Below are 19,533 nucleotides of genomic sequence, written 5' to 3' on the forward strand. Positions count from 1 at the left end.
CGCCGAGAATTATTTAGAGACGCCGCAGCCGGCGGCGGACGGGCTCGTCGTAGAGCTTCAGCACCGCCCAGGCGAAGGCCAGGATCACCGGGATCGCCACGGCCGCGAAGGCCAGCGGATAGCCGTGCCCGCCCAGCGCCCGGAACAGCCGCAGCATCAGCTCCCAGCCCAGCCAGTGCAACGCGTAGAGCGGATACGAGATCGCGCCCGAGACCCGGGCCGCGACGCCCATGCGCCCCTCTGGATCGCGCCGCCCGGCCAGCACCATCAGCGGGAACACCAGGCTCATGCAGACATAGTCGTAGACCCAATTCAGCGGCGTCCACGGGAAGCACAGGATCACCGCCAGGATCACGGCCAGTAGCCAGGCCGGCGCCGTGAAGCTCGTGAACGCCTGGACTCGGTAACAGCCCCAGCCCAGCAGGAACGAGAACAGCGTCCGCAGGAAGCTGATGAAGAAGGTCGCCCGGTCCCAGCCGGTCAGCACCCCGCCCATGCCGTGGGCGATATAGGCCATGACCGGGATCAGCAGCACGATCATCAGCACGTGGCCCATGAGGCCCAGCCGCCGGATGGGGAACCACAGCGCCCCGACCGCCAGCTCGAAGAACAGCGACCAGGCCGGCGGATTCAAAGGGAAAATCGGCGCGAACCCCGGCTCCTCGGCCCACAGGCGCGGGATCATCAAGAGGCCCAGGACCAGCCACTCGGGCACCCGCTCGCGATGCTGGATGATCACCGTGGCCCCGGCCAGCATGGTGATGGCGATCAACGGCCATAGCCGGATCAGTCGCTGGCGCAGGAAGCCCCACCAGCCGATCTCGCGCCGGCCATAGGCGTGGGCCAGCACGAAGCCGGACAGGCAGAAGAAGAAATCGACGGCCAGGTAGCCATGGCTGACCAGCCAGGGCCGGCCGGTCCAGCCGCCGATATGGTAGAGCATGACGCCCACGGCCGCGACGCCGCGCAGGCCGTCCAGCGCCTCGTACCGTCGTCCCGACTCGTAAGCCCGCAACCTGTCGCCCCCGTCCCCAGTCCCTTGCTTAGCTGACGGGTTTCTCCAGCAGCAAGGCCTTGGTCAGGAAGGCGCGGTCCTCACCGACGACCTTCAGGCCCGCCTCGGCGAACAGAGCCACGAGATCGGTCTGCGCGTAGCTGCCGTAATAGGGCTCGTGGAAATAGACCGGGAAAGCCTCGAGCAGCCGCGCCAGGTCCGGCGTGTCGCTGGGCTGCACGGAGTCGACGAAGACCAGCACGCCGCCGGGCTTGAGCACCCGCGCCAGGCTGGCCGCCACGATGGGCCGCACGCGTGGCGGCAGCTCGTGGAAGAGGTAGACGCAACTGACCGCGTCCAATGAGGAATCCGCGAACGGCAGAGCTTCCACATTAGCTTGGACGCCGCCCACGCCGGTGCGCTTGCGGGCCTGGGCCAGGTAAGCCTCCGACAGGTCCAGGCCGGTGATCGCCGCGCGCGGGAACGCCGCCTTCAGGTCCTTGAGGAAAGCGCCCGAACCACAGGCCGCGTCGAGGATTTTGGCGTCACGATGATCGCGACCGCGCCAGTGCTTGGCCAGCAGCGACAAGCCTCGCCGGCGCATAGCCCCGGCCGTGCCGGAGAACAGCGCCTCGACCTGGGCGTCGTAGCGGCGGGCGCTCTCGGGCGTGAACCAGCCGCCTGACTGGAAGTGGAAGTTCTGGCGATAGTAGTTTGGATAAGCTTGGCTATTGGCCTCATCCCGCACCTCGACGCCGTCACCTCGTCGGCGGCGCTGGTCGACCTCGAAGGCGTCGGCGATGAAGTCGGCGGCCTCGCGCACGGCGGCCGAGGGTCGGACCAGACCGTCCTCGACGGCGGGATAGAGACCGGCGGCGACGTCGCGGGCGTCCTTCTCGAACGCTTCCAGATAGGCGCGGCGCAGGCTGCCCTTGGCGGGGGCGGCGGCGGTCGGCTTGAAGGTGCGGGACTGCTCCCCCTTCGTCGGCCGGGTCATGGAGCGGGCCAGCGAGCCGGTCGCCGTCCACCAGGCCGCCTTGATCGCCGCCCGGGTCCGCTGGCCTACCGCATCGACCGCGAAGGCCGATCTCGTCCGTCGCTCGTCCATTCAGACCTCAGCGCGTGAAGACTCCGACCAGCTCAATATGGGGCGACCAGACGAACTGGTCCACCGGCAGCACCTTCTCCAGGCGGAAGCCGGCGTCGACCAGGGCGCGGGCGTCCTTGGCGAAGGTGCCCGGATTGCACGAGACGCTGACCACCTTGGCCACCTTGGACTTGGCGATCTCGACCGTCTGCTCGGCGGCCCCGGCGCGCGGCGGGTCGATGACCACGACGTCGGTCTTGGCCAGCTCGGTGCTCAACGTCGGGCGTTTGACCAGGTCGCGCGCCTCGGCGGTGATCGGCTTCAGGCCCGGCGCGGCGCCAATCGCGGCCTTGAGGGCGGCGACGGCCGGCGGGCTCATCTCGGCGGCGTAGACCGCGCCGATCTCGGCCAGCCGGAAGGTGAAGGTGCCGACGCCGCAATAGAGGTCGGCGATCCGCGACGCGCCCTGCGCCTGGGCGACGGCGAACTCGACCATGGCCCGCTCGGCGGCCGGCACGGCTTGCAGGAAGCTACCCGGCGGCAAGGCGACAACGGCGGGACCCAGCTTCACCATCGGCTGGCGCGCGCCATACACGGTCTCGCCGGCCAAGGTCACGCGGGCGAAGTCGCCCTCGCTGGCCGCCATGGCCGCACGCATGCGGGCATCGGCCGACAGCCCGCCGCTCTTGCGCTCCACGCCCGTGACGTCGATGTCCAGGCCGGTGGCCGTCAGGGTGACGTGCAGGGTCGGGGCGGACTTGGGGTGTTCCAGGAACGGCTCGGCCAGTTTCGCCAGGGCCGGGAACGCCGCCACCAGGCGCGGATCGGTAACCGGGCACTCCTCGATCGCCACCAGGTTCCAGGAGCGGCGCTCCTTGAAGCCCAGCAATGCGCCCTGCCCCTTGCTGCCTCTACGAGCGTGCAGCGCCACCCGACGGCGCGAAGCCGGCGGGGCGGCGAAGGTCGGAAGGATCTCGGTCTCCAGGCCCTCCATGGAAAGCTGGATGCCGATCTGCTCGGCCTTCCAGCCGAGATAGGGCGCGGCCGCCCAGTGCTGCAGCGCGCAGCCGCCGCAATGGCCGAAGTGCTTGCAGGGCGGCGCGACGCGATCCGCGCTGGCGGTCAGGATCTCGGCGACCTCGCCCCGCGCGCCCTCCATCTGCGCCCGCACGATTTCACCCGGCAGGGTCAGGGGCACGAAGGCCGGCTTGCCGTCGCTGAGGCGGGCGAGTCCGTCGCCTTGCGCGCCGATGGCGCTGATCGTCATGTCTTGCATCGCCCGTCCATACCCTAAAACGGGGGCTTGAGCGCGGGCCGCGAACGATTTTCCGTACGAGATCAGTGAAGCTGAATAGTCCGGTCAGCGATCGTTCATGTTGGGGCTGTCACACCCTACATAACGGATGGGCCTCGGCGGGCCGGTGAAGACCCGGACGCCCACAAAAAGACAAGCTCTCTCATGACCATGACCGCCTCAACGAGCAGGACTCCGATGATCAAGACCGTGCTGGGCGTCACCGCCGCCCTCGTCTGTGGCGTGCTGACGCCGACCCTGGCCTCGGCCCAGGCCTATGGCTCGACGCCGTACGGCGGCGGCGCTTATGGCGGCGGCGCCTACGGCAACCAGGGCTACTATTACGACCAGTGCCAGCGCTCGACGACCAACCGCACCACCGGCGGCGCGCTTGCCGGCGGCGCCATCGGCATGGCCCTGGGCAGCGGCATCGCCGCCCGCGGCCACCGCACCGACGGCTCGGTTGTCGGCGGCCTGCTGGGCGCCGTGGTCGGCGGCATGGCCGGCAAGTCCTCGGCCGCTTGCGCCCCGGGCAGCAACATCGCCCCGCCGCCGCCTCCCCCGCCGCCGCGCGCCTATAACGACGGCTATGACGACGATTACCGCCCGGTCCCGTACGAGCAGGTCCGTCGCGACGCTCAGCGCGACAGCTACTACGACCGCTCCTACGATCGTCAGGACGGCTACCGGGTGAACGAGCGCGTCAACGGCCAAGCCGACGTCAACGGCTGCACCCTGGCCGAGAGCCCGATCTACCTGCCGGACGGCCGCGTCCAGAAGCGCTTCGTGCGCGTCTGCCCGGACGGCAACGGCAAGTACCAAGTCGTCGACTAAGTCCTCGACCTACCTTGTGTGGAAGACGATCGGCCGCCCCCTTCTTTAGTGGAAAATGGGGGCGGCCGATTTCGTTTAGGTCTTGGTCGCCCAGACCAGGCGCTCGACCTGGCCGTCGCCGCCGGTGATCGGGCTCTCGGTCAGGCCCTTCACCGACCAGCCGGAAGCTTCCAGGAACTCGACCACCTCGCGCTCGACGCGGGCGATGATCTCGGGGTCCTTCACCAGGCCGCCCTTGCCGACGAAGTCGCGGCCGGCCTCGAACTGCGGCTTGATCAGCGCCACCAGGTCCGCGCCCTCCGCCGCCAGGTCCAGCGCCTTCGGCAGGGCCTTGGTCAGGGCGATGAAGCTGACGTCGCTGACCACCAGGGCCGGCGCGGTCGAGACCACCGTCTCGTCCAGCGATCGAGCGTCGATGCCGGACAGGTCGATGACGCGCGGATCGTCCCGCAGCTTGGCGTGCAGCTGATCGCGGCCGACATCGACCGCGAACACCGTCTCCGCGCCCCGCGAGAGCAGCACCTCGGTAAAGCCGCCCGTCGACGCGCCGACGTCCAGCGCCACGCACCCCTCCACGGCGACCGGCCACAGGTCCAGCGCGTGGAGCAGCTTCAGCGCCCCGCGTCCGACCCACGGATGGGCGGCCTGAGCGACGATCTCGGCGTCATGCTCGACCGTGTCGGCGGGCTTCGTGATCACCTTGCCATTGACCGTGACGAGGCCAGCCTCGACGGCGGCGCGAGCCTTGGCGCGGCTGTCGACGACGCCCCGTTCGACGAGCAACAGATCAATACGCTTGCGGGCCACGCGGCCTCCTCGAAAGTTCAGACCGCCGTCTAGCACGGGCTTGCGGCCCAGGTCTCTTCGGGTTCAACTGAACACTGATCACCGGCGCGCAAGACGCCGGCTTAAGGGGGAGAGAAACCTGATGCGATTCACGCGTCGCGGCCTGCTGGCCGCATCCGCCGCCGTGGCGGCCGCATCTTCAGTGGAGGCTAAGCCCAAAACGATGTCCGCACCCGCGCCCTGGACTCCCGACGCCACCGAGCTGGCTGGCCGTATCCGCCGCAAGGAGGTCAGCGCCGCCGAGGTGGTCGAGGACGCCATCCGCAAGGCCGAGGCCCTGCAGCCCCAGGTCGGGGCGATCGTCACCTCGGACTTCGACCGCGCTCTGGCGAAAGCGAAAGCTGGCCAGCTGTCGGGCCCGTTCGCCGGCGTGCCGTTCATGGTCAAGGACCTGGACCCCTATAAGGGCCTGCCCACCCGCAACGGCTCGCGCAGCGGCCTGCGAAGCCCGCCCGAGACGACCCAGACTCCCTACGTCGACGCCTTCGACGCCGCCGGCTTCGTGGTCATCGGCAAGTCGGCGACGCCGGAATACGGCTTCCTGCCGACCACCGAGCCGATGGGCTTCCAGCCCACCCGCAACCCCTGGAACACGGCCCGCTCGTCGGGCGGCTCCTCGGGCGGGGCGGCGGCGGCCGTGGCCTCGGGCATGGTGCCGATCGCCCACGCCAGCGACGGCGGCGGCTCGATCCGCATTCCGGCCAGCAACTGCGGCCTCTTCGGTCTCAAGCCCTCGCGTGGCCGGATGCTGGAAGGCCGCCCGGTCTCGCGCGGCATCGACATCTCGGTCGCGCACGCCCTGGCCCATAGCGTCCGCGACTCGGCAGCCCTGTTCGCCGCCACCGAGCGCACCGGCGCCAATGCCGTGTTCAAGCCGGTCGGCGTGGTCAGCGAGCCGCTGAAGAAGAAGCTGAAGATCGGCCTGATCGTGCAGACCGGCACAGGTATGGCGCCCGATCCCGAGGTGCAGACCGCCGTCGCCAACGCCGCCAAGCTGCTGGAAAGCCTGGGCCATCACGTCGAGCCGACGGCATGGCCGATGGACGGCGGCCAGTTCGGCATGGACTTCACCGTGCTGTGGGCCAGCGGCGCGGCCGAGCTGATCACGGCGGTCGGCAAGGCCATGGGCCGCGAGCCCGACGACACCGTCCTGGAGCCCTTCAGCATTGGCATGGCCAAGTTGGTCGGGCAACTGCCGAAGGAGGCCCTGTCCGCCGCCATCGAGCGCCTGAACGCCAATACGAAGGCCTATGACGCCTGGCTGACGAAATACGACGTCATCCTGTCGCCGGTGCTGGGCAGACCGCCGGTCGAGCTGGGCTATGTCGCCGGCTGGGTGCCGTTCCAGGAGCTGCAGGCGCGGCTGCTGACCTATGTCGGCTACACCCCGCTGCACAACGTCGCCGGCGCGCCGTCGATGAGCGTGCCACTGCACTGGACCGCCGACGGCCTGCCGGTAGGCGTGCAGATCGCCGGCCGCGCCGGTGGTGAGGCCCTGCTGTTCCAGCTGGCCTATCAGCTGGAGGCCGCCCAGCCCTGGGCGCACCGAAAGCCGCCGGTGAGCCTCTAGACCAAGACGGGGCGGCTCAGCAGCCGCCCCGCCCCTTCTCCTGGATGTGATCCAGGATGTCTCCGATCAGCTCGAAGTCCATCTTCTCGGGCTTCTTCCAGCGCGCGCAGCCACCGCCGCGATCGACGCCGGCCATGCGTTCGGGAAAGGCGTCCAGCGCCGCCTTGCCGGCATAGAGCGCGATGTACTGCTTCTGGCTGTTGAAGGCGAAGAACGGGGTCTTTGGATCGCCGTAGGCCGGCATGCCGAAGGCCATCTTCTCGGTCTCGGCGCCGAAGCGCTCGACGCACATGGCCCGAAGGCGGTCCAGCGCCGGGCGGCGCTCGGGCGCGACCTCCTGCATGAAGTCATCGACCGTCGCCGCCTTGGACTGGACCATCTGCCCCTCCCGGGAGGGGTATCAATCACCCCTCGACGAACACCTTCTTGAGCTCGTTCTTCATGATCTTGCCATTGGCGTTGCGCGGCAAGGTCTCGTGCCAGAAGACGATCTTCACCGGCACCTTGAAGGCCGCCAAGCGGTCGGCGACGAAGGCCCGCAATTCGGCCTCGTCGGCGGTCGCGCCGGGCTTCAGGGTGACGACGGCCGCCGGCTCCTCGCCCAGGGTCTTGTGCGGGATGCCGACCAGGGCCGCGTCCATCACCGCCGGGTGGTCGTAGAGGCAGTTCTCGACCTCGATGCAGTAGATATTCTCGCCGCCGCGGATCAGCATGTCCTTGGCGCGGTCGATGATGAAGCAGAAGCCCTCGGCGTCGAGGCGGGCGAGATCGCCCGTGCGCACCCAGCCATCGACGAAGGTGTCGGCGCTGGCTTCGGGCTTGTTCCAGTAGCCGCGCACGACCTGCGGGCCCTTGCACCACAGCTCGCCGACGTCACCGATCGGCAGCTCGCGATACGGAGCCTCGACGGTCATGATCTTCAGGTCGGTGACCGGCACGGCAGGGCCGCACGAGTCAGGACGGTTCTCGTAGTCCTCGGCCGAGTTCGACGTCGCCGTGGCCGAGGTCTCGGTCATGCCCCAGCCGTTGCCGGGCGAGGCCTTGGGCCAAATTTCCTTGATCTTGCGCACCAGCTCCGGCGCCGAAGGCGCGCCGCCATAGGCCACGGCCTCGATCGACGACAGGTCGTACTGCTCGCGATTGGGATGCTCGATGATCTGCCAAGCGATGGTCGGCACGCCGCCCATCTGGGTCAGGCGCTCGTCCTGGATCAGCTGCATGGCCTTGTCCGGATCCCATTTGCGGATCATGGCCAGCTTGGCGCCGCCGAACAGCGACGGGTTCAGCACGGCGAAGCAGCCGGTGGCGTGGAAGAACGGCACCGAGATCAGCGAGCCCTTCTGCGGCAGGCTGGGATCGGGCTGAGGCGGCGCCTCGCCCCGGCGCAGGAAGCTGCGGGCCCCGGCCGCGGCGGCGGCGAAGATGTTGCTGTTGACGTTGCGATGGGTGCCGATGGCGCCCTTCGGCTTACCCGTCGTGCCCGAGGTGTAGAAGATGGTCGCATCGTCGTCGGACGCGATGGCCACGGTCGGCAGCGGCTTCTCGTCCAGCTCGGCCCAGTCGTTGGGACAGCCGATCGCCTTCTCCAGGCGCCTCACATACGGGTGGGCGATCTCTTCCTTGGAGCGGCTGACATAGACGCGCTCCAGCGCCGGGCAGTGATCAAAGTGCTCGGCCAGGCGCTCGAAGCGCTCGACGTCGACGATGGCGATCTTGGCGCCGGAGTCGACCAGGCCGTATTCCAGCTCGGCGCCGGTCCACCAGGCGTTCAGCGGCGTGACGATCGCGCCCAGCGACAGCGCGCCGTAGAAGGCCACCGGCCATTCGGGCAGGTTGCGCATGACGATGGCGACGCGGTCGCCCTTCTGGACGCCAGCGGCCTCCAGCTCGGCGGCCATGTGGGTGACGGCGCGGTAGAAGGCCTCGAAACTGACCCGCTCGTCCTCGTGGACCAGGAAGATCTTCTCGCCGTGGGCGCGGCCGATCACGACGGTGTCGCGGAGCGTGGGAGGAGCGTTCTTCCAGGTCCGGGTCTTCACCCCGCGGATCTCGATCTCCTCCATCTCGCCGGGCGTGCCGGGCTGGGTGATCAAGGCGTAGGCCTGCTGGACGGACATGGCGGGCCACGGAACAGACGCGGGGGCGGCCTGGCTCATTTCTACTCTCCCGGTTTTGAGGTCACGCCCTGTTTGATCGAGCGCGTTCGCCGATCAGAGAGCACAGCCGCGAGCCGCTTGTAAACATCCGTTTGACGCTAGGAGAACATTGATAAGTTACAAGGGGCGGATAGGCCTGGACTCCCCGCTTTCGAGGATCGATGACCTAGCGTCACTTCCCCGAATCCGGAGCGTCGCCTTGGCCGAATCCCTGCTGTTCCCTGATCGCGAGTTCGCCGCCTTCCTGTTCGACATGGACGGCACGGTCCTAACCTCGATCGTCGCCTCCGAGCGCGTCTGGGGGACCTGGGCGCGCAAGCACGGGCTGGACGTCGAGGCGGTGCTGCAATGCATCCACGGCCGACGGGCGGTCGAGACGGTGCGCAGCTTCAACATCCCGGACGTCGACGAAGACGCCGAGGTCACCTGGCTGAAGGACGCCGAGATCGCCGACACCGACGGGATCGAGGCAATCGAGGGCGCCGTGGCGTTCCTGTGCGCCCTGCCCGCCGATCGCTGGGCCATCGTTACCTCGGCCCCGCGCGAACTGGCCAAGGTGCGCCTGACGGCGGCGGGCCTGCCCCTCCCCGCCGTGCTGGTCACGGCCGAGGACGTCGAGCGCGGCAAGCCGGCGCCAGACTGCTTCCTGCTGGCGGCCCAGCGCCTGGGCCATCGGATCGAGGACTGCCTGGTGTTCGAGGACGCCCCGGCGGGCATCGCCGCGGGTGAGGCGGCGGGCGCGAAGGTGGTGGTGATCACCGCGACGCACAGCCATCCGCTGGAGACACCGCATCAGGGCGTCTCCAGCTATGGTCTTCTCAAGGTCACGCCCGAGGGCGGCTTGAGCTTCTAGCCCACCGACTCCAGGCGGCTCAGCGCCGCCTCGAGCTTGGCCTTGGCGGCTTCGGCCTCGGCCAAACGCTCGCGGTTCTCCTCGACGACCTCTTCCTTGGCGCGGGCCAGGAAGTCGGGGTTGCCGAGCTTCTTGTTGACCTTGTCGATCTCGCCGGCGTGGCCGGCGATTTCCTTGGTCAGGCGGGTCTTCTCGGCGGCCAGGTCGATGAAGTCGGCGATGCCGAGCGCGCCGGTGGCTTCGCCCATCACGATCGGCACGGAGCCGGCCGGAGACGCCTCGGCCTCACGGACGCTGTCCAGGCGCGCCAGGGTCAGCAGCAGGTCGCGGTGACGGGCCAGGCGGGCCTTGGTCTCCGCGCCGGCGCCGACGACGCTGAGCGCCGGCTTGGCCGACGGCGGCACGTTCATCTCGGCGCGGATCGAGCGAATCTCGCCGACCGTGCCGACCAGCCAGCCGATCTCGGCCTCGGCTTCGGCGTCGATCCAGCTTTCCGGAAGCTCCGGCCACTGGGCCGAGATCAGCATGCTGTCACGGGCCGGACCGAACTCGGCGGTCTTCTCCCACAGCTCCTCGGTGATGAACGGCATCACCGGGTGCAGGAGCTTGAGAATGACGTCCAGCGCCCAGGCGGCGGTGGCGCGGGTCTCGGCCTTGGCCGCCGCGTCATCGCCGTTCAGGATCGGCTTGGCCAGTTCCAGGTACCAGTCGCAGAACACGTTCCAGACGAAGCGGTACAGAGCGCCGGCGGCCTCGTCGAACGCCGGGCCTTCCAGGGCCTTGGTGACCTCGGCCACGGTCTTGACCGTCTCGCCGCGGATCCACTTGTTGATCGGCTGCTGAACCGTCGCGGGATCGAAGCCCTCGACGCGGACGCACTCGTTCATCTGGGCGAAGCGCGAGGCGTTCCACAGCTTGGTGCCGAAGTTGCGATAGCCCTCGATGCGCTGCTTGGAGAGCTTGATGTCGCGCGCCTGGCCCGACATCGCCGTCATCGTGAAGCGCACCGCGTCGCAGCCCAGCTCGTCGATCAGGATCAGCGGATCCATCACGTTGCCCTTGGACTTGCTCATCTTCGCGCCCTTCTCGTCACGGACGAGGGCGTTGATGAACACCTGCTTGAACGGGGCCTCACCCATGAAGTGGATGCCCATCATCATCATCCGGGCGACCCAGAAGAAGATGATGTCGAAGCCGGTGACCAGGGTGCTGGTCGGGTAGAAGCGCGCGACGTCCGGGGTCTTTTCCGGCCAGCCCAGGGTCGAGAACGGCCACAGGGCCGAGCTGAACCAGGTGTCGAGCACGTCCTCGTCACGCTTCAGTTCGACGTCGGCGCCGAACTGGGCCTTGGCGGCGGCATAGGCTTCTTCTTCCGTCTCCTCGACGAAGATCGCGCCGTCCGGACCGAACCAGGCCGGGATGCGGTGGCCCCACCAGAGCTGGCGCGAGACGCACCACGGCTCGATGTTGCGCAGCCATTCGAAGTAGGTCTTTTCCCAGTGCTTGGGCTCGAAGACCGTCTCGCCGGTCTCGACGGCCTTCAGAGCCGGCTGGGCCAGGGTCTTGGCGTCGACGTACCACTGGTCCGTCAGGAACGGCTCGATGACCACGCCCGAACGGTCGCCGTGCGGGACCATGTGCTTGGTCTTCTCGATCTCCTTCAGCCAGCCCTCTTCCTCGGCGCGGGCGACGATGGCCTTGCGCGCGACGAAGCGGTCCATGCCGACGAACTCGGCCGGGACCGAGTCGTTCAGCTTGGCTTCCGGCGTCAGAATGTTGATCGCTTCCAGGCCGGCGCGCTTGCCGACGCCGAAGTCGTTGAAGTCGTGGGCCGGGGTGATCTTCACCGCGCCCGAGCCCTTGGTCGGGTCGGCGTAGTCGTCGGCGACGATCGGGATGCGGCGACCGACGATCGGCAGGGTCACGAACTTGCCGACCAGGCCCTTGTAGCGCTCGTCGTCGGGGTGAACCGCGACGCCGGTATCGCCCAGCATGGTCTCGGGACGGGTCGTGGCCACGACGATGTAGTCGCGGGTCTCGAACTCGGTGGCCTTGCCGTCGTCGTCGAAGGCGATCGGGTGCTGGTAGGTGACGCCGTCGGCCAGCGGATAGGCGAAGTGCCAATAGGCGCCGTCGACCTCCTTCTGCTCGACCTCGAGGTCGGAGATGGCGGTCTGGAACTGCGGATCCCAGTTGACCAGGCGCTTGTCGCGATAGAGCAGGTTCTGCTTGTAGAGCTGGACGAACACCTTGCGGACGGCGGCTGACAGACCTTCGTCCAGAGTGAAGCGTTCGCGCGACCAATCGCACGACGCGCCCAGGCGGCGCAGCTGGTTGGTGATGGTCCCGCCGCTCTCGGCCTTCCATTCCCAGACCTTGTCGACGAAGGCCTCGCGGCCCATGTCGCGGCGACCGATATTGCCGGCGGCGGCCAGTTGGCGCTCGACCACCATCTGGGTGGCGATGCCCGCGTGGTCGGTGCCCGGCAGCCACAGGGCGGCCTTGCCGCGCATGCGGTGGAAGCGGGTCAGCACGTCCTGCAGGGTGTTGTTCAGCGCGTGGCCGATGTGCAGGCTGCCGGTGACGTTCGGCGGCGGGATCACGATGACGAACGGCTCAGCGTTCGGATCCTCGCTGGGCTTGAAGGCCCCGGAGGCCTCCCAGGCGGCGTACAGGCGGGGTTCGACGGATTTGGGATCGAAGGTTTTTTCGAGCATGGCGGAGCGGATATGCCATCTGCGGCCCGGGGGCGAAACCGGCGGGCCTTGGTTTTCTGACGGTTGGAAACGAAAAAAGGCGGCCGCCGGAGCGACCGCCTCGATTTTCCAGGTGCTGGAAGAGCTTAGACGCCGCGACCGCGGGCGATCCGTTGCACTTCTTCCTCGACCTTGGTCTCGACGATGCGCGGCAGGTTCTGGTCCAGCCACTCCTTGAGCAGCGGGCGCAGCAGCTCGCGTACGACGTCTTCCAAGGTGCGGGCGTCCTTGGGCATCAGCAGGGCCGAGCTCAGGCTGCCGAACGCCGAGGCGGCCGCCGACGAGGCGGTGGCGCCGACCAGGGTCTCGGCCACTTCGTCGCGGTCGAAGACCGGGGTCGGGGCGGCCGGAGGCGGCGTGTAGATCGGTTCCGGCTCGGGCTCCGGCGAATAGACGTCGATGTCGCCGACGGTGGCCAGCGGCTCGGGCTCCGGCTCCGACATGATCGGATCGGTCAGCTCGAGGATGTCGTCCTCGATGGGTTCGGGCTCGGGCTCCGGCGGCGGAGGCGCAGCCTCGGCCGCAGGCTCCGCCGGCGCGTCATCCTCCGAGATGATGCGTCGGATGGAGGCGAGGATCTCCTCCATCGTCGGTTCTTGAGAGCTCTGATCGGACATGTGCGGGGGCCGTCGTAAAGGGTACGAATCCTTGCGCGCCCTAGGACGCGCTTGGCCGCGATGGTGCAGACTTACGCGTGTTAAGCAAGCGCAAGTCCACGCCTGGGCGGAATCGACGCGGCGCGAGGCCTACTTCGACGCCGCCTGCGGCTGGGCGGAAGGGACGCCGACCTTGTCGATCGCCTGCACCACCGGCTCCCACGGCACCCAGCCCGCGCTATGCGTGACGCGGTCGTAGGAGACCTTCGGGTCGTAGGCGGCGGTGCTGGTCGACAGCTTGTTGACGTCCAGCTGACCCATGGCCTGCAGGACGACGGCGCTGGCCACGTATTCGTCGCGACGGGCGGCCACCAGGGCCAGCTCGGCGTTCGACAGCTCCAGCTGGGCGTTCAGCACGTCCAGCGTGGTGCGCAGGCCGACCTGCTGCTCCTGGCGCACGCCTTCGAAGGCGATGCGGGTCGCCCTCACCTGCTCCTCGTTCGAGACCAAGTTGGCGCGGGCGGCCAGCAACGTGCTCCAGGCGGCCGAGACCTGCTGGATCACGGTGCGCTTGGCGCCGTCGACGGCGATGCGGGCGGCGTTCTCGCGCTCGCGGGCGGCGCGGACGTTCGAAGCGTTCAGGCCGCCGGTGAACAGCGGCACGCGGGCCGTCAGCGAGCCGGCGATCTGGCGATCGTACTGGCCGAACTGGTCGCCATTACCGTTCACCTTGGTGGCGTCGTAGCCCAGGCTGGCGCCCGCCGAGACCGTCGGCAGATAGGCGGCCTTGGCCAGGGCCACGCGGGCCGTGGCGGCCTGTTCGGCGTAGCGCGCGCTCTGCACGGCCGGATTGCTGCCCTCGGCGGCGTCGAAAGCCTGTTCGACCGAGGTCGGCAGCACGGCGGCCAGCGACGGCTCGGGCGCCAGGTCGGTCGGGTTCTGGCCGACGATCTGGGCGTAGGTGGCGCGGGCGATGGCTAGGTTGCCCTGGGCCGACGACTGGCTGGCCTTGGCGGCGGCAAGGCGCGCCTGCGACTGGGCCACGTCGGTGCGGGTGATCTCGCCCACGTCGAAGCGGGCGTTGGATTCGTCGAGCTGACGCTGGAGAACCGCGACATTCTCATTGGCGATGCGCAGGGTTTCCTGGCTACGGCGCACGTCGACATAGGCGGTGACGACATTGGCCAGCACGCTTTGCTCGACGCGGCGCAGGTCCTCGCGGCCGGCCAGCACGTCGGCCTCGGCGGCCGACAGGTTGGCGCTGGCCTGGCCGCCGGTATAGAGCGGCTGGCTCAGCTGGAGCTGGGCGTTGCTGGAGCCGATCTTGTTGACGTCCGCGCCGGTGACCAGCACGCCGCCGACCACGGTGGTGGACGGGGTCGCCAGGTCGGTGCGCGAGTTGGTCAGGCCGGCGGAGGCGTTCAGCGTCGGGCGGAAGCCGGTGCGGGCCCGGACCACGCTCTCGTCGGTAGCGCGCTGGACGGCGCGCTGTTGCTGCAGCGTCGGATTGGTCTGGTAGGCCAGGGCGGCCGCGTCGGCCAGGGTGTCTGCGTGAGCGGTGGAAAGCCCGCCGGCCATCAGGCTGGCGCAGCAAGCGGCGGCCAGCAGCCCGGCCCGTCGACGGTTCGACATCAAAATCCTATCCCCAATCCCCGCGAAGCGCGCGCTCGCCACAATATGATCGCGTGTAAGTCCAGCCGCCAGAAGCCGCTAGTTAAGCTTTTTTCACGCAGACGTTGCGGCAGGCTAGCGCCCACTGGTGTCTAGAAGCTGAAGCCCGCCTCGACCTCGAAACCCGCCAGCAGCGGCGGCGAGGCGTCGAACGCCTGGCGGCGGCCCACGCCGTCCTCGGCGCGCAGGTAGATGGCGGCGCGACCGACCGGGCCGGTGCGCTCGACAACCCCCAGACGGCCGCCGGCGGCCAGGGCGTCCTGCCAGGTCTTCGGAGCGACCGCGACCGCGCCTTCGCAGATGATCACGTCATAAGGCCCAGCCGGAACGGCCTTCAGGTCGTCGCCTTCCAGGCGGGTGACCGACAGGCCCATCTTTTCCAGGACGGCGGCCGCGTACGGCGCGGCGATGGCCAAGGCCTTCTCGCCCTCGCGGGGCTTCAGGGTCTGCAGCAGCTTGCCCACTTCGCGCGGACGCAGCAGCCAGCGGCCCGGCGCATATTCGATGTCGGCGTCGGCATAGGCCAGATAGGCCTTCGACGCCGGCACGACCGCCTCGCGCGCCACCACCCGCAACGCGTCCTGCAGCGGCAGGTCGGTGACGTCGGCGGTGCGAATTTGGCTCTCGACCATGTTCAGCCGCGCGGCGGTGAAGTCGGTGCTCATGGAATCCCTCGAAGGACTAGACTTTCGAGCAGGCTTATAGGTCCGCGCCCGGCCGAAACGCAATGCGATCGGAAGCCACGCTTGCCCGCCTATCGTCTCAAGAGGGCCTTAAAAGCGTCATCGACTTCGGTCCACATGCCCGGAAAGATCAAAAGGCGATCATCAGAAGTAGTGACGTCGACTGTCACGTAACCTCGATTGATCAGCTGAGCCGCGTGGTAAATAAGCGGCTATCGACGACGCGCGCGTCGATGGGGAGGAAGCCCGTAACCGGCTTCATGGGGTAATCGCTATGGCCAAAGAGCCAATCGTGATCGTGGCGACGATCTGCGCTCTAGCTTTGATCTACTTCCTGCCCCGCATCGAGGCGGCCGGTCGCAAGGCCTATGGCCGCTTCCGTCGCCATCAGCGCAACCAGCGGCAGGAGCGTAACGGTCGGACACAGCCGCAAAGGCGGGCCTACCGGCAATAAGGCGGCAAAAGGGCGAGTTGCGGAACCAATAGCGGCGATCGGAACTGATCCAGGGCGGACCCGCGCCGCGTTCCAGTTCCTCCCCGAGTCAAGGTCCGCGCCATGAAGATCGCCCAAGTCACTCCCCTCTACGAGGCCGTTCCCCCGCGCCTTTACGGCGGCACCGAGCGCGTGGTGGCCCACCTCACCGACGCCCTGGTCGACCTGGGCCACGAGGTCACCCTGTTCGCCAGCGCCGAGGCCCAGACCAAGGCCAGGCTGATCCCCGTCCGCGACCAGGCCATCCGCCTCGATCCCGCGCCGCTGAAGTCGGATCTGGCCTCGCACCTGACCCAGCTGGCCGAGGTCCGCGCCCTGGCCGATCAGTTCGACATCGTCCACTTCCACACCGACATGGTGCAGTTCCCGTTCTTCGCCGACCGGGCCAAGAACACCCTGACCACCCTGCACGGCCGCCTGGACCTGAAGGACCTGCCGGGCGTCTACAAGCGCTGGCCGCAGTTCCCGCTGATCTCGATCAGCGACGACCAGCGCCGTCCCCTGCCCTTCGCCAACTGGGCCGGCACGGTCCACCACGGCATGAACGCCGACATCTACGCCTTCTCGGCCAAGAGCGAGGGCTACCTGGCCTTCCTGGGCCGCATCTCGCCGGAGAAGCGCCCCGACCGCGCCATCAACCTGGCCAAGCGGCTAGGCAAGAAGCTCAAGATCGCAGCCAAGGTCGATCCCGCCGACCGCGCCTATTTCGACGACGTCATCGCACCGATGATCAAGGACGAGCCGCTAATCGAGTTCATCGGCGAGATCGGCGACGGCGAGAAGTCGGCCTTCCTGGGCGGCGCCGACGCCCTGCTCTTCCCCATCGATTGGCCCGAGCCCTTCGGCCTGGTGATGATCGAGGCCATGGCCTGCGGCACCCCCGTTGTCGCCTATCGCTGCGGCTCGGTGCCCGAGGTCATCGACGACGGCCTGACCGGCTTCATCGTCGACAATGACGACCAGGCCGCCGACGCCATCCTTCGCGCCGAAAGCCTGGATCGAAACCGGGTCCGCGCGCGTTTCGAGGAACGGTTCTCGTCCGAGGCGATGGCCCGCCGCTATGTCGCCATCTACGAGCGGCTCTGCGACGGCGCGGCTGTCTATCCGTCCTTGGTCGATCTGGCCGCAAGCGCATGAATTGAAGGAGGGGGTATGGAGAGTCTCGCACCGGCCATGGAGGCGCCGGTCGATTACGGCGTGACGGCGGAAGTCCGCGCGCCGCAGAATCTCTATGCCCTCAAGGACAAGGACACCTTCATCGTCGCCGACGAGTTCGGCGATATCGCCGGCCAGGGCGACGGACTTTTCCATAACGACACCCGCATCCTGTCGCTCTACCGGCTGACATTGGGCGGTCGCATGCCGTCGCTGCTGTCGGCGGCGGTCGCCCACGACAACGTCTTCTTCACCTGCAACAGCACCAACCAGGCCCTGCCCTATCCCGGCGAACGGATGGGTCCGCCCGGTGTGCTGCACATCGAGCGCAAGCGCTTCCTGTGGGGCGAGCGCCTGTTCGAGCGCATCCGCTGCGTCAACTACAGCCGCGACACCGTGCTGCTGCCGATGACCATCGAATTCGACGCCGACTTCCGCGACATGTTCGAGGTGCGCGGCAGCCATCGCGCCAAGCGCGGGACCAAGGGTCCGCCGCACGTCGACGGCCGGCGTGTGGCCTACACCTATCTCGGCCTGGACGACGTCGAGCGGTCCTCGTTCATCTCGTTCTCGGATGCGCCGTACCGCCTCTCGGCGCACAAGGCCGAGTTCATGTTCTCGCTGCATGCCGAAGGCGAGCACGAACTCTATATCGAGATCGGCGTCGTCGACGGCCACACCCCCAGCCGCGAACGCTTCCGCGACGCCGCCGCCCGGGCCCGCTGGGACATGCGCTCGCGCCGCCGTCACGGCGCGCGGCTGAACAGTTCCGGCCGCCTGTTCAACGAGTGGCTGGGCAAGTCGCGGGCGGATCTGGCCCTGCTGACCACCAAGATGGAGACCGGCCCCTATCCCTATGCCGGCATCCCGTGGTTCTCGACCGCCTTCGGACGCGACGCCATCATCACCGCCTGGCAGATTCTGTGGTTCGAGCCCTCGCTGGCCAAGGGCGTGTTGCGCTACCTCGCCGCCCACCAGGCCCAGGAGCGCTCGACCTTCCGAGACAGCGCCCCCGGCAAGATCATGCATGAGACCCGCAAGGGCGAGATGCCGGCGCTCGGTGAGGTGCCGTTCGGCCGCTACTACGGCGGGGTCGACACCACGCCGCTGTTCGTGGCCCTAGCCGGCGCCTACCAGCAGCGCACCGGCGACGACAAGCTGATCGACGAGCTATGGCCCGCCCTCGAAAAGGCCATGCACTGGATCGAGAACGACGGCGACAGCGATGGCGACGGCCTGATCGACTATGCCCGCGGCCAGGACAGCGGCCTGTCCAACCAGGGCTGGAAGGACAGCGAGGACAGCGTCTTCCACGCGGACGGCCGCTATCCGTCCGGTCCGATCGCCCTCGTGGAGGTCCAGGGCTACGCCTTCGCGGCCTATCGCGGCATGGCCCGCCTGGCCGAGCGCCGGGGCGAGACCGACAAGGCGACGATCTGGAAGCAGAAAGCCGAGACCCTGCGCGAGAAGGTCGAGCAGCTCTTCTGGATGGACGAGCGCGGCTTCTACGGCATCGCGGTCGACGGCCAGGGTCAGCTGTGCCGGGTGCTGTCGTCCAATCCCGGCCACCTGCTGTTCTGCGGCCTGCCCACGCCTGAGCGGGCCCGCAAGGTCAGCGATCAGTTGCTGTCGGCGAACTTCAACTCCGGCTGGGGCGTGCGGACCTTGGCCACCGGCGAGGCCCGCTTCAATCCGATCAGCTATCACAACGGCTCGGTCTGGCCGCACGACTCCGCGCTGTGCGTCATGGGTCTCTCGCGCTACGGCGAGCGCGACGGGGTCGTGAACCTGACGGCGGACATGTTCGAGACCGCCAGCCGCATGGGCATGCGCCTGCCCGAGCTGTTCTGCGGCTTCCCGCGCGCGGCCGGCGAGCCGCCGGTGGCCTATCCGGTCGCCTGCCTGCCCCAGGCCTGGGCGGCGGGATCTGTGTTCATGCTGATGCAGGCTTGCCTGGGCATCACCATCGACGCCAATCGCGGCGAGATCGTCCTCGTTGACCCGCGCCTGCCGATCGGCATCGACCGCCTGGCCGTCGAGCGCCTGCGCGTCGGCGCCCTGACCGTCGATCTGATCTTCGAACGCCAAGGCGACCGCGTGGCGGTTCGCGCCGAAGGCGACGTGCCGTTGATCATCCGGTCCAAGCCGTCTTGGGACTAGAACTCAAGCTGTATGGAAGTCTTCGAGGCGGCTCTCGACTTGCGGCGACCTGACATCGCCAGCAGCAAGTCTGAGAGAGTGGCTCCGCGGGTAGGACTCGAACCTACGACCAGCCGGTTAACAGCCGGCTGCTCTACCACTGAGCTACCGCGGAACAGGTCGCTCTCAAGAAGAGGTGGGTTGATAGCCGCCTCGTCGAGTCGGCGCAAGCGGCGAAATCGCTGACGCTTCGATGAAAAACGCACGGCGAGAATCGGCGAGACGACATGATTTCGAATGGGGAAAATCTTCTACCGAGCGAGGAAGAAGAGTGGCTCCGCGGGTAGGACTCGAACCTACGACCAGCCGGTTAACAGCCGGCTGCTCTACCACTGAGCTACCGCGG

General features: G+C 68.2%; 16 protein-coding genes and 2 tRNA genes. 6 read left to right on the plus strand and 12 right to left on the minus strand.

Features of this window, described 5'->3' with window-relative positions; all coding sequences use genetic code 11:
- Nucleotides 1-13: 13 nt before the first annotated feature.
- The 3 genes from AC07NI_RS08270 to AC07NI_RS08280 are packed head-to-tail and all read right to left on the minus strand — an operon-like array spanning nucleotide 14 to nucleotide 3,357.
- Complete coding sequence (locus tag AC07NI_RS08270) at nucleotides 14-1,015, minus strand: acyltransferase family protein (RefSeq protein ID WP_494617727.1); 1,002 nt, start codon at nucleotides 1,013-1,015, stop codon at nucleotides 14-16.
- Nucleotides 1,016-1,043: 28 nt separating this feature from the next.
- Nucleotides 1,044-2,102, minus strand: coding sequence for a class I SAM-dependent methyltransferase (locus AC07NI_RS08275; protein WP_494617728.1), 1,059 nt, complete (start codon nucleotides 2,100-2,102; stop codon nucleotides 1,044-1,046).
- 7 nt (nucleotides 2,103-2,109) lie between these two features.
- On the minus strand, nucleotides 2,110-3,357 hold the full coding sequence (locus AC07NI_RS08280) for a class I SAM-dependent RNA methyltransferase (protein ID WP_494617729.1): 1,248 nt from the start codon (nucleotides 3,355-3,357) through the stop codon (nucleotides 2,110-2,112).
- A 216-nt stretch (nucleotides 3,358-3,573) separates the two neighbouring features.
- On the opposite strand from AC07NI_RS08280, the gene AC07NI_RS08285 reads away from it, so the two are divergent.
- The gene (locus AC07NI_RS08285; RefSeq protein WP_494617730.1) at nucleotides 3,574-4,209 is read left to right on the plus strand and encodes a hypothetical protein; all 636 of its coding nucleotides are present in this window, start codon (nucleotides 3,574-3,576) and stop codon (nucleotides 4,207-4,209) included.
- Nucleotides 4,210-4,284: 75 nt separating this feature from the next.
- On the opposite strand, the gene AC07NI_RS08290 is transcribed toward AC07NI_RS08285, so the two are convergent.
- A complete protein-coding gene (locus AC07NI_RS08290; protein ID WP_494617731.1) occupies nucleotides 4,285-5,016 on the minus strand; it encodes a TlyA family RNA methyltransferase in 732 nt (243 codons plus the stop codon).
- A gap of 121 nt (nucleotides 5,017-5,137) precedes the next feature.
- Between AC07NI_RS08290 and AC07NI_RS08295 the strand changes: the two genes are divergently transcribed.
- Nucleotides 5,138-6,625 (plus strand): amidase, encoded by a 1,488-nt coding sequence (locus tag AC07NI_RS08295; RefSeq protein WP_494617732.1) that lies wholly within the window; start codon nucleotides 5,138-5,140, stop codon nucleotides 6,623-6,625.
- A gap of 16 nt (nucleotides 6,626-6,641) precedes the next feature.
- On the opposite strand, the gene AC07NI_RS08300 is transcribed toward AC07NI_RS08295, so the two are convergent.
- Nucleotides 6,642-7,004: an iron chaperone gene (locus AC07NI_RS08300; RefSeq protein WP_494617733.1), complete on the minus strand. Its 363-nt coding sequence runs from the start codon at nucleotides 7,002-7,004 to the stop codon at nucleotides 6,642-6,644.
- A 25-nt stretch (nucleotides 7,005-7,029) separates the two neighbouring features.
- Nucleotides 7,030-8,781, minus strand: a complete 1,752-nt coding sequence (locus AC07NI_RS08305) for a class I adenylate-forming enzyme family protein (protein WP_494617734.1) — start codon at nucleotides 8,779-8,781, stop codon at nucleotides 7,030-7,032.
- Between the two features lie 199 nt (nucleotides 8,782-8,980).
- Between AC07NI_RS08305 and AC07NI_RS08310 the strand changes: the two genes are divergently transcribed.
- On the plus strand, nucleotides 8,981-9,634 hold the full coding sequence (locus AC07NI_RS08310) for an HAD-IA family hydrolase (RefSeq protein WP_494617735.1): 654 nt from the start codon (nucleotides 8,981-8,983) through the stop codon (nucleotides 9,632-9,634).
- On the opposite strand, the gene AC07NI_RS08315 is transcribed toward AC07NI_RS08310, so the two are convergent.
- The 4 genes from AC07NI_RS08315 to AC07NI_RS08330 all read right to left on the minus strand — a co-directional run bounded on the left by AC07NI_RS08315 (nucleotide 9,631) and on the right by AC07NI_RS08330 (nucleotide 15,322).
- A complete protein-coding gene (locus tag AC07NI_RS08315) occupies nucleotides 9,631-12,351 on the minus strand; it encodes a valine--tRNA ligase (protein WP_494617736.1) in 2,721 nt (906 codons plus the stop codon). The genes AC07NI_RS08310 and AC07NI_RS08315 overlap by 4 nt on opposite strands.
- Before the next feature lie 125 nt (nucleotides 12,352-12,476).
- Complete coding sequence (popZ, locus tag AC07NI_RS08320; protein ID WP_494617737.1) at nucleotides 12,477-13,007, minus strand: pole-organizing protein PopZ; 531 nt, start codon at nucleotides 13,005-13,007, stop codon at nucleotides 12,477-12,479.
- A 129-nt stretch (nucleotides 13,008-13,136) separates the two neighbouring features.
- Nucleotides 13,137-14,618, minus strand: a complete 1,482-nt coding sequence (locus AC07NI_RS08325; protein ID WP_494617738.1) for a TolC family outer membrane protein — start codon at nucleotides 14,616-14,618, stop codon at nucleotides 13,137-13,139.
- Between the two features lie 131 nt (nucleotides 14,619-14,749).
- Nucleotides 14,750-15,322, minus strand: coding sequence for a protein-L-isoaspartate O-methyltransferase family protein (locus AC07NI_RS08330; protein ID WP_494617739.1), 573 nt, complete (start codon nucleotides 15,320-15,322; stop codon nucleotides 14,750-14,752).
- A gap of 292 nt (nucleotides 15,323-15,614) precedes the next feature.
- Here AC07NI_RS08330 and AC07NI_RS08335 point away from each other — a divergent pair, with 292 nt between their 5' ends.
- From AC07NI_RS08335 to AC07NI_RS08345, 3 genes are all read left to right on the plus strand, one after another.
- The gene (locus AC07NI_RS08335) at nucleotides 15,615-15,794 is read left to right on the plus strand and encodes a hypothetical protein (protein ID WP_494617740.1); all 180 of its coding nucleotides are present in this window, start codon (nucleotides 15,615-15,617) and stop codon (nucleotides 15,792-15,794) included.
- 102 nt (nucleotides 15,795-15,896) lie between these two features.
- On the plus strand, nucleotides 15,897-16,970 hold the full coding sequence (locus AC07NI_RS08340; protein ID WP_494617741.1) for a glycosyltransferase family 4 protein: 1,074 nt from the start codon (nucleotides 15,897-15,899) through the stop codon (nucleotides 16,968-16,970).
- Between the two features lie 15 nt (nucleotides 16,971-16,985).
- On the plus strand, nucleotides 16,986-19,148 hold the full coding sequence (locus AC07NI_RS08345) for an amylo-alpha-1,6-glucosidase (RefSeq protein WP_494617742.1): 2,163 nt from the start codon (nucleotides 16,986-16,988) through the stop codon (nucleotides 19,146-19,148).
- A gap of 79 nt (nucleotides 19,149-19,227) precedes the next feature.
- Here the strand turns inward: AC07NI_RS08345 and AC07NI_RS08350 are convergent.
- Nucleotides 19,228-19,302 (minus strand) — tRNA-Asn (locus AC07NI_RS08350).
- Between the two features lie 157 nt (nucleotides 19,303-19,459).
- A tRNA-Asn gene (locus tag AC07NI_RS08355) sits at nucleotides 19,460-19,533 on the minus strand.

Source organism: Caulobacter sp. GW821-FHT10E02 (genome assembly GCF_059415225.1).

Bases quoted from the DNA above. Each gene is read 5' to 3' on its own strand.
- AC07NI_RS08275 (WP_494617728.1), bottom strand. From the start codon at position 2,102: ATGGACGAGCGACGGACGAGATCGGCCTTCGCGGTCGATGCGGTAGGC.
- AC07NI_RS08280 (WP_494617729.1), bottom strand. From the start codon at position 3,357: ATGCAAGACATGACGATCAGCGCCATCGGCGCGCAAGGCGACGGACTC.
- AC07NI_RS08285 (WP_494617730.1), top strand. From the start codon at position 3,574: ATGATCAAGACCGTGCTGGGCGTCACCGCCGCCCTCGTCTGTGGCGTG.
- AC07NI_RS08295 (WP_494617732.1), top strand. From the start codon at position 5,138: ATGCGATTCACGCGTCGCGGCCTGCTGGCCGCATCCGCCGCCGTGGCG.
- AC07NI_RS08300 (WP_494617733.1), bottom strand. From the start codon at position 7,004: ATGGTCCAGTCCAAGGCGGCGACGGTCGATGACTTCATGCAGGAGGTC.
- AC07NI_RS08305 (WP_494617734.1), bottom strand. From the start codon at position 8,781: ATGAGCCAGGCCGCCCCCGCGTCTGTTCCGTGGCCCGCCATGTCCGTC.
- AC07NI_RS08315 (WP_494617736.1), bottom strand. From the start codon at position 12,351: ATGCTCGAAAAAACCTTCGATCCCAAATCCGTCGAACCCCGCCTGTAC.
- popZ (WP_494617737.1), bottom strand. From the start codon at position 13,007: ATGTCCGATCAGAGCTCTCAAGAACCGACGATGGAGGAGATCCTCGCC.
- AC07NI_RS08325 (WP_494617738.1), bottom strand. From the start codon at position 14,618: ATGTCGAACCGTCGACGGGCCGGGCTGCTGGCCGCCGCTTGCTGCGCC.
- AC07NI_RS08330 (WP_494617739.1), bottom strand. From the start codon at position 15,322: ATGAGCACCGACTTCACCGCCGCGCGGCTGAACATGGTCGAGAGCCAA.
- AC07NI_RS08335 (WP_494617740.1), top strand. From the start codon at position 15,615: ATGGCCAAAGAGCCAATCGTGATCGTGGCGACGATCTGCGCTCTAGCT.
- AC07NI_RS08340 (WP_494617741.1), top strand. From the start codon at position 15,897: ATGAAGATCGCCCAAGTCACTCCCCTCTACGAGGCCGTTCCCCCGCGC.
- AC07NI_RS08345 (WP_494617742.1), top strand. From the start codon at position 16,986: ATGGAGAGTCTCGCACCGGCCATGGAGGCGCCGGTCGATTACGGCGTG.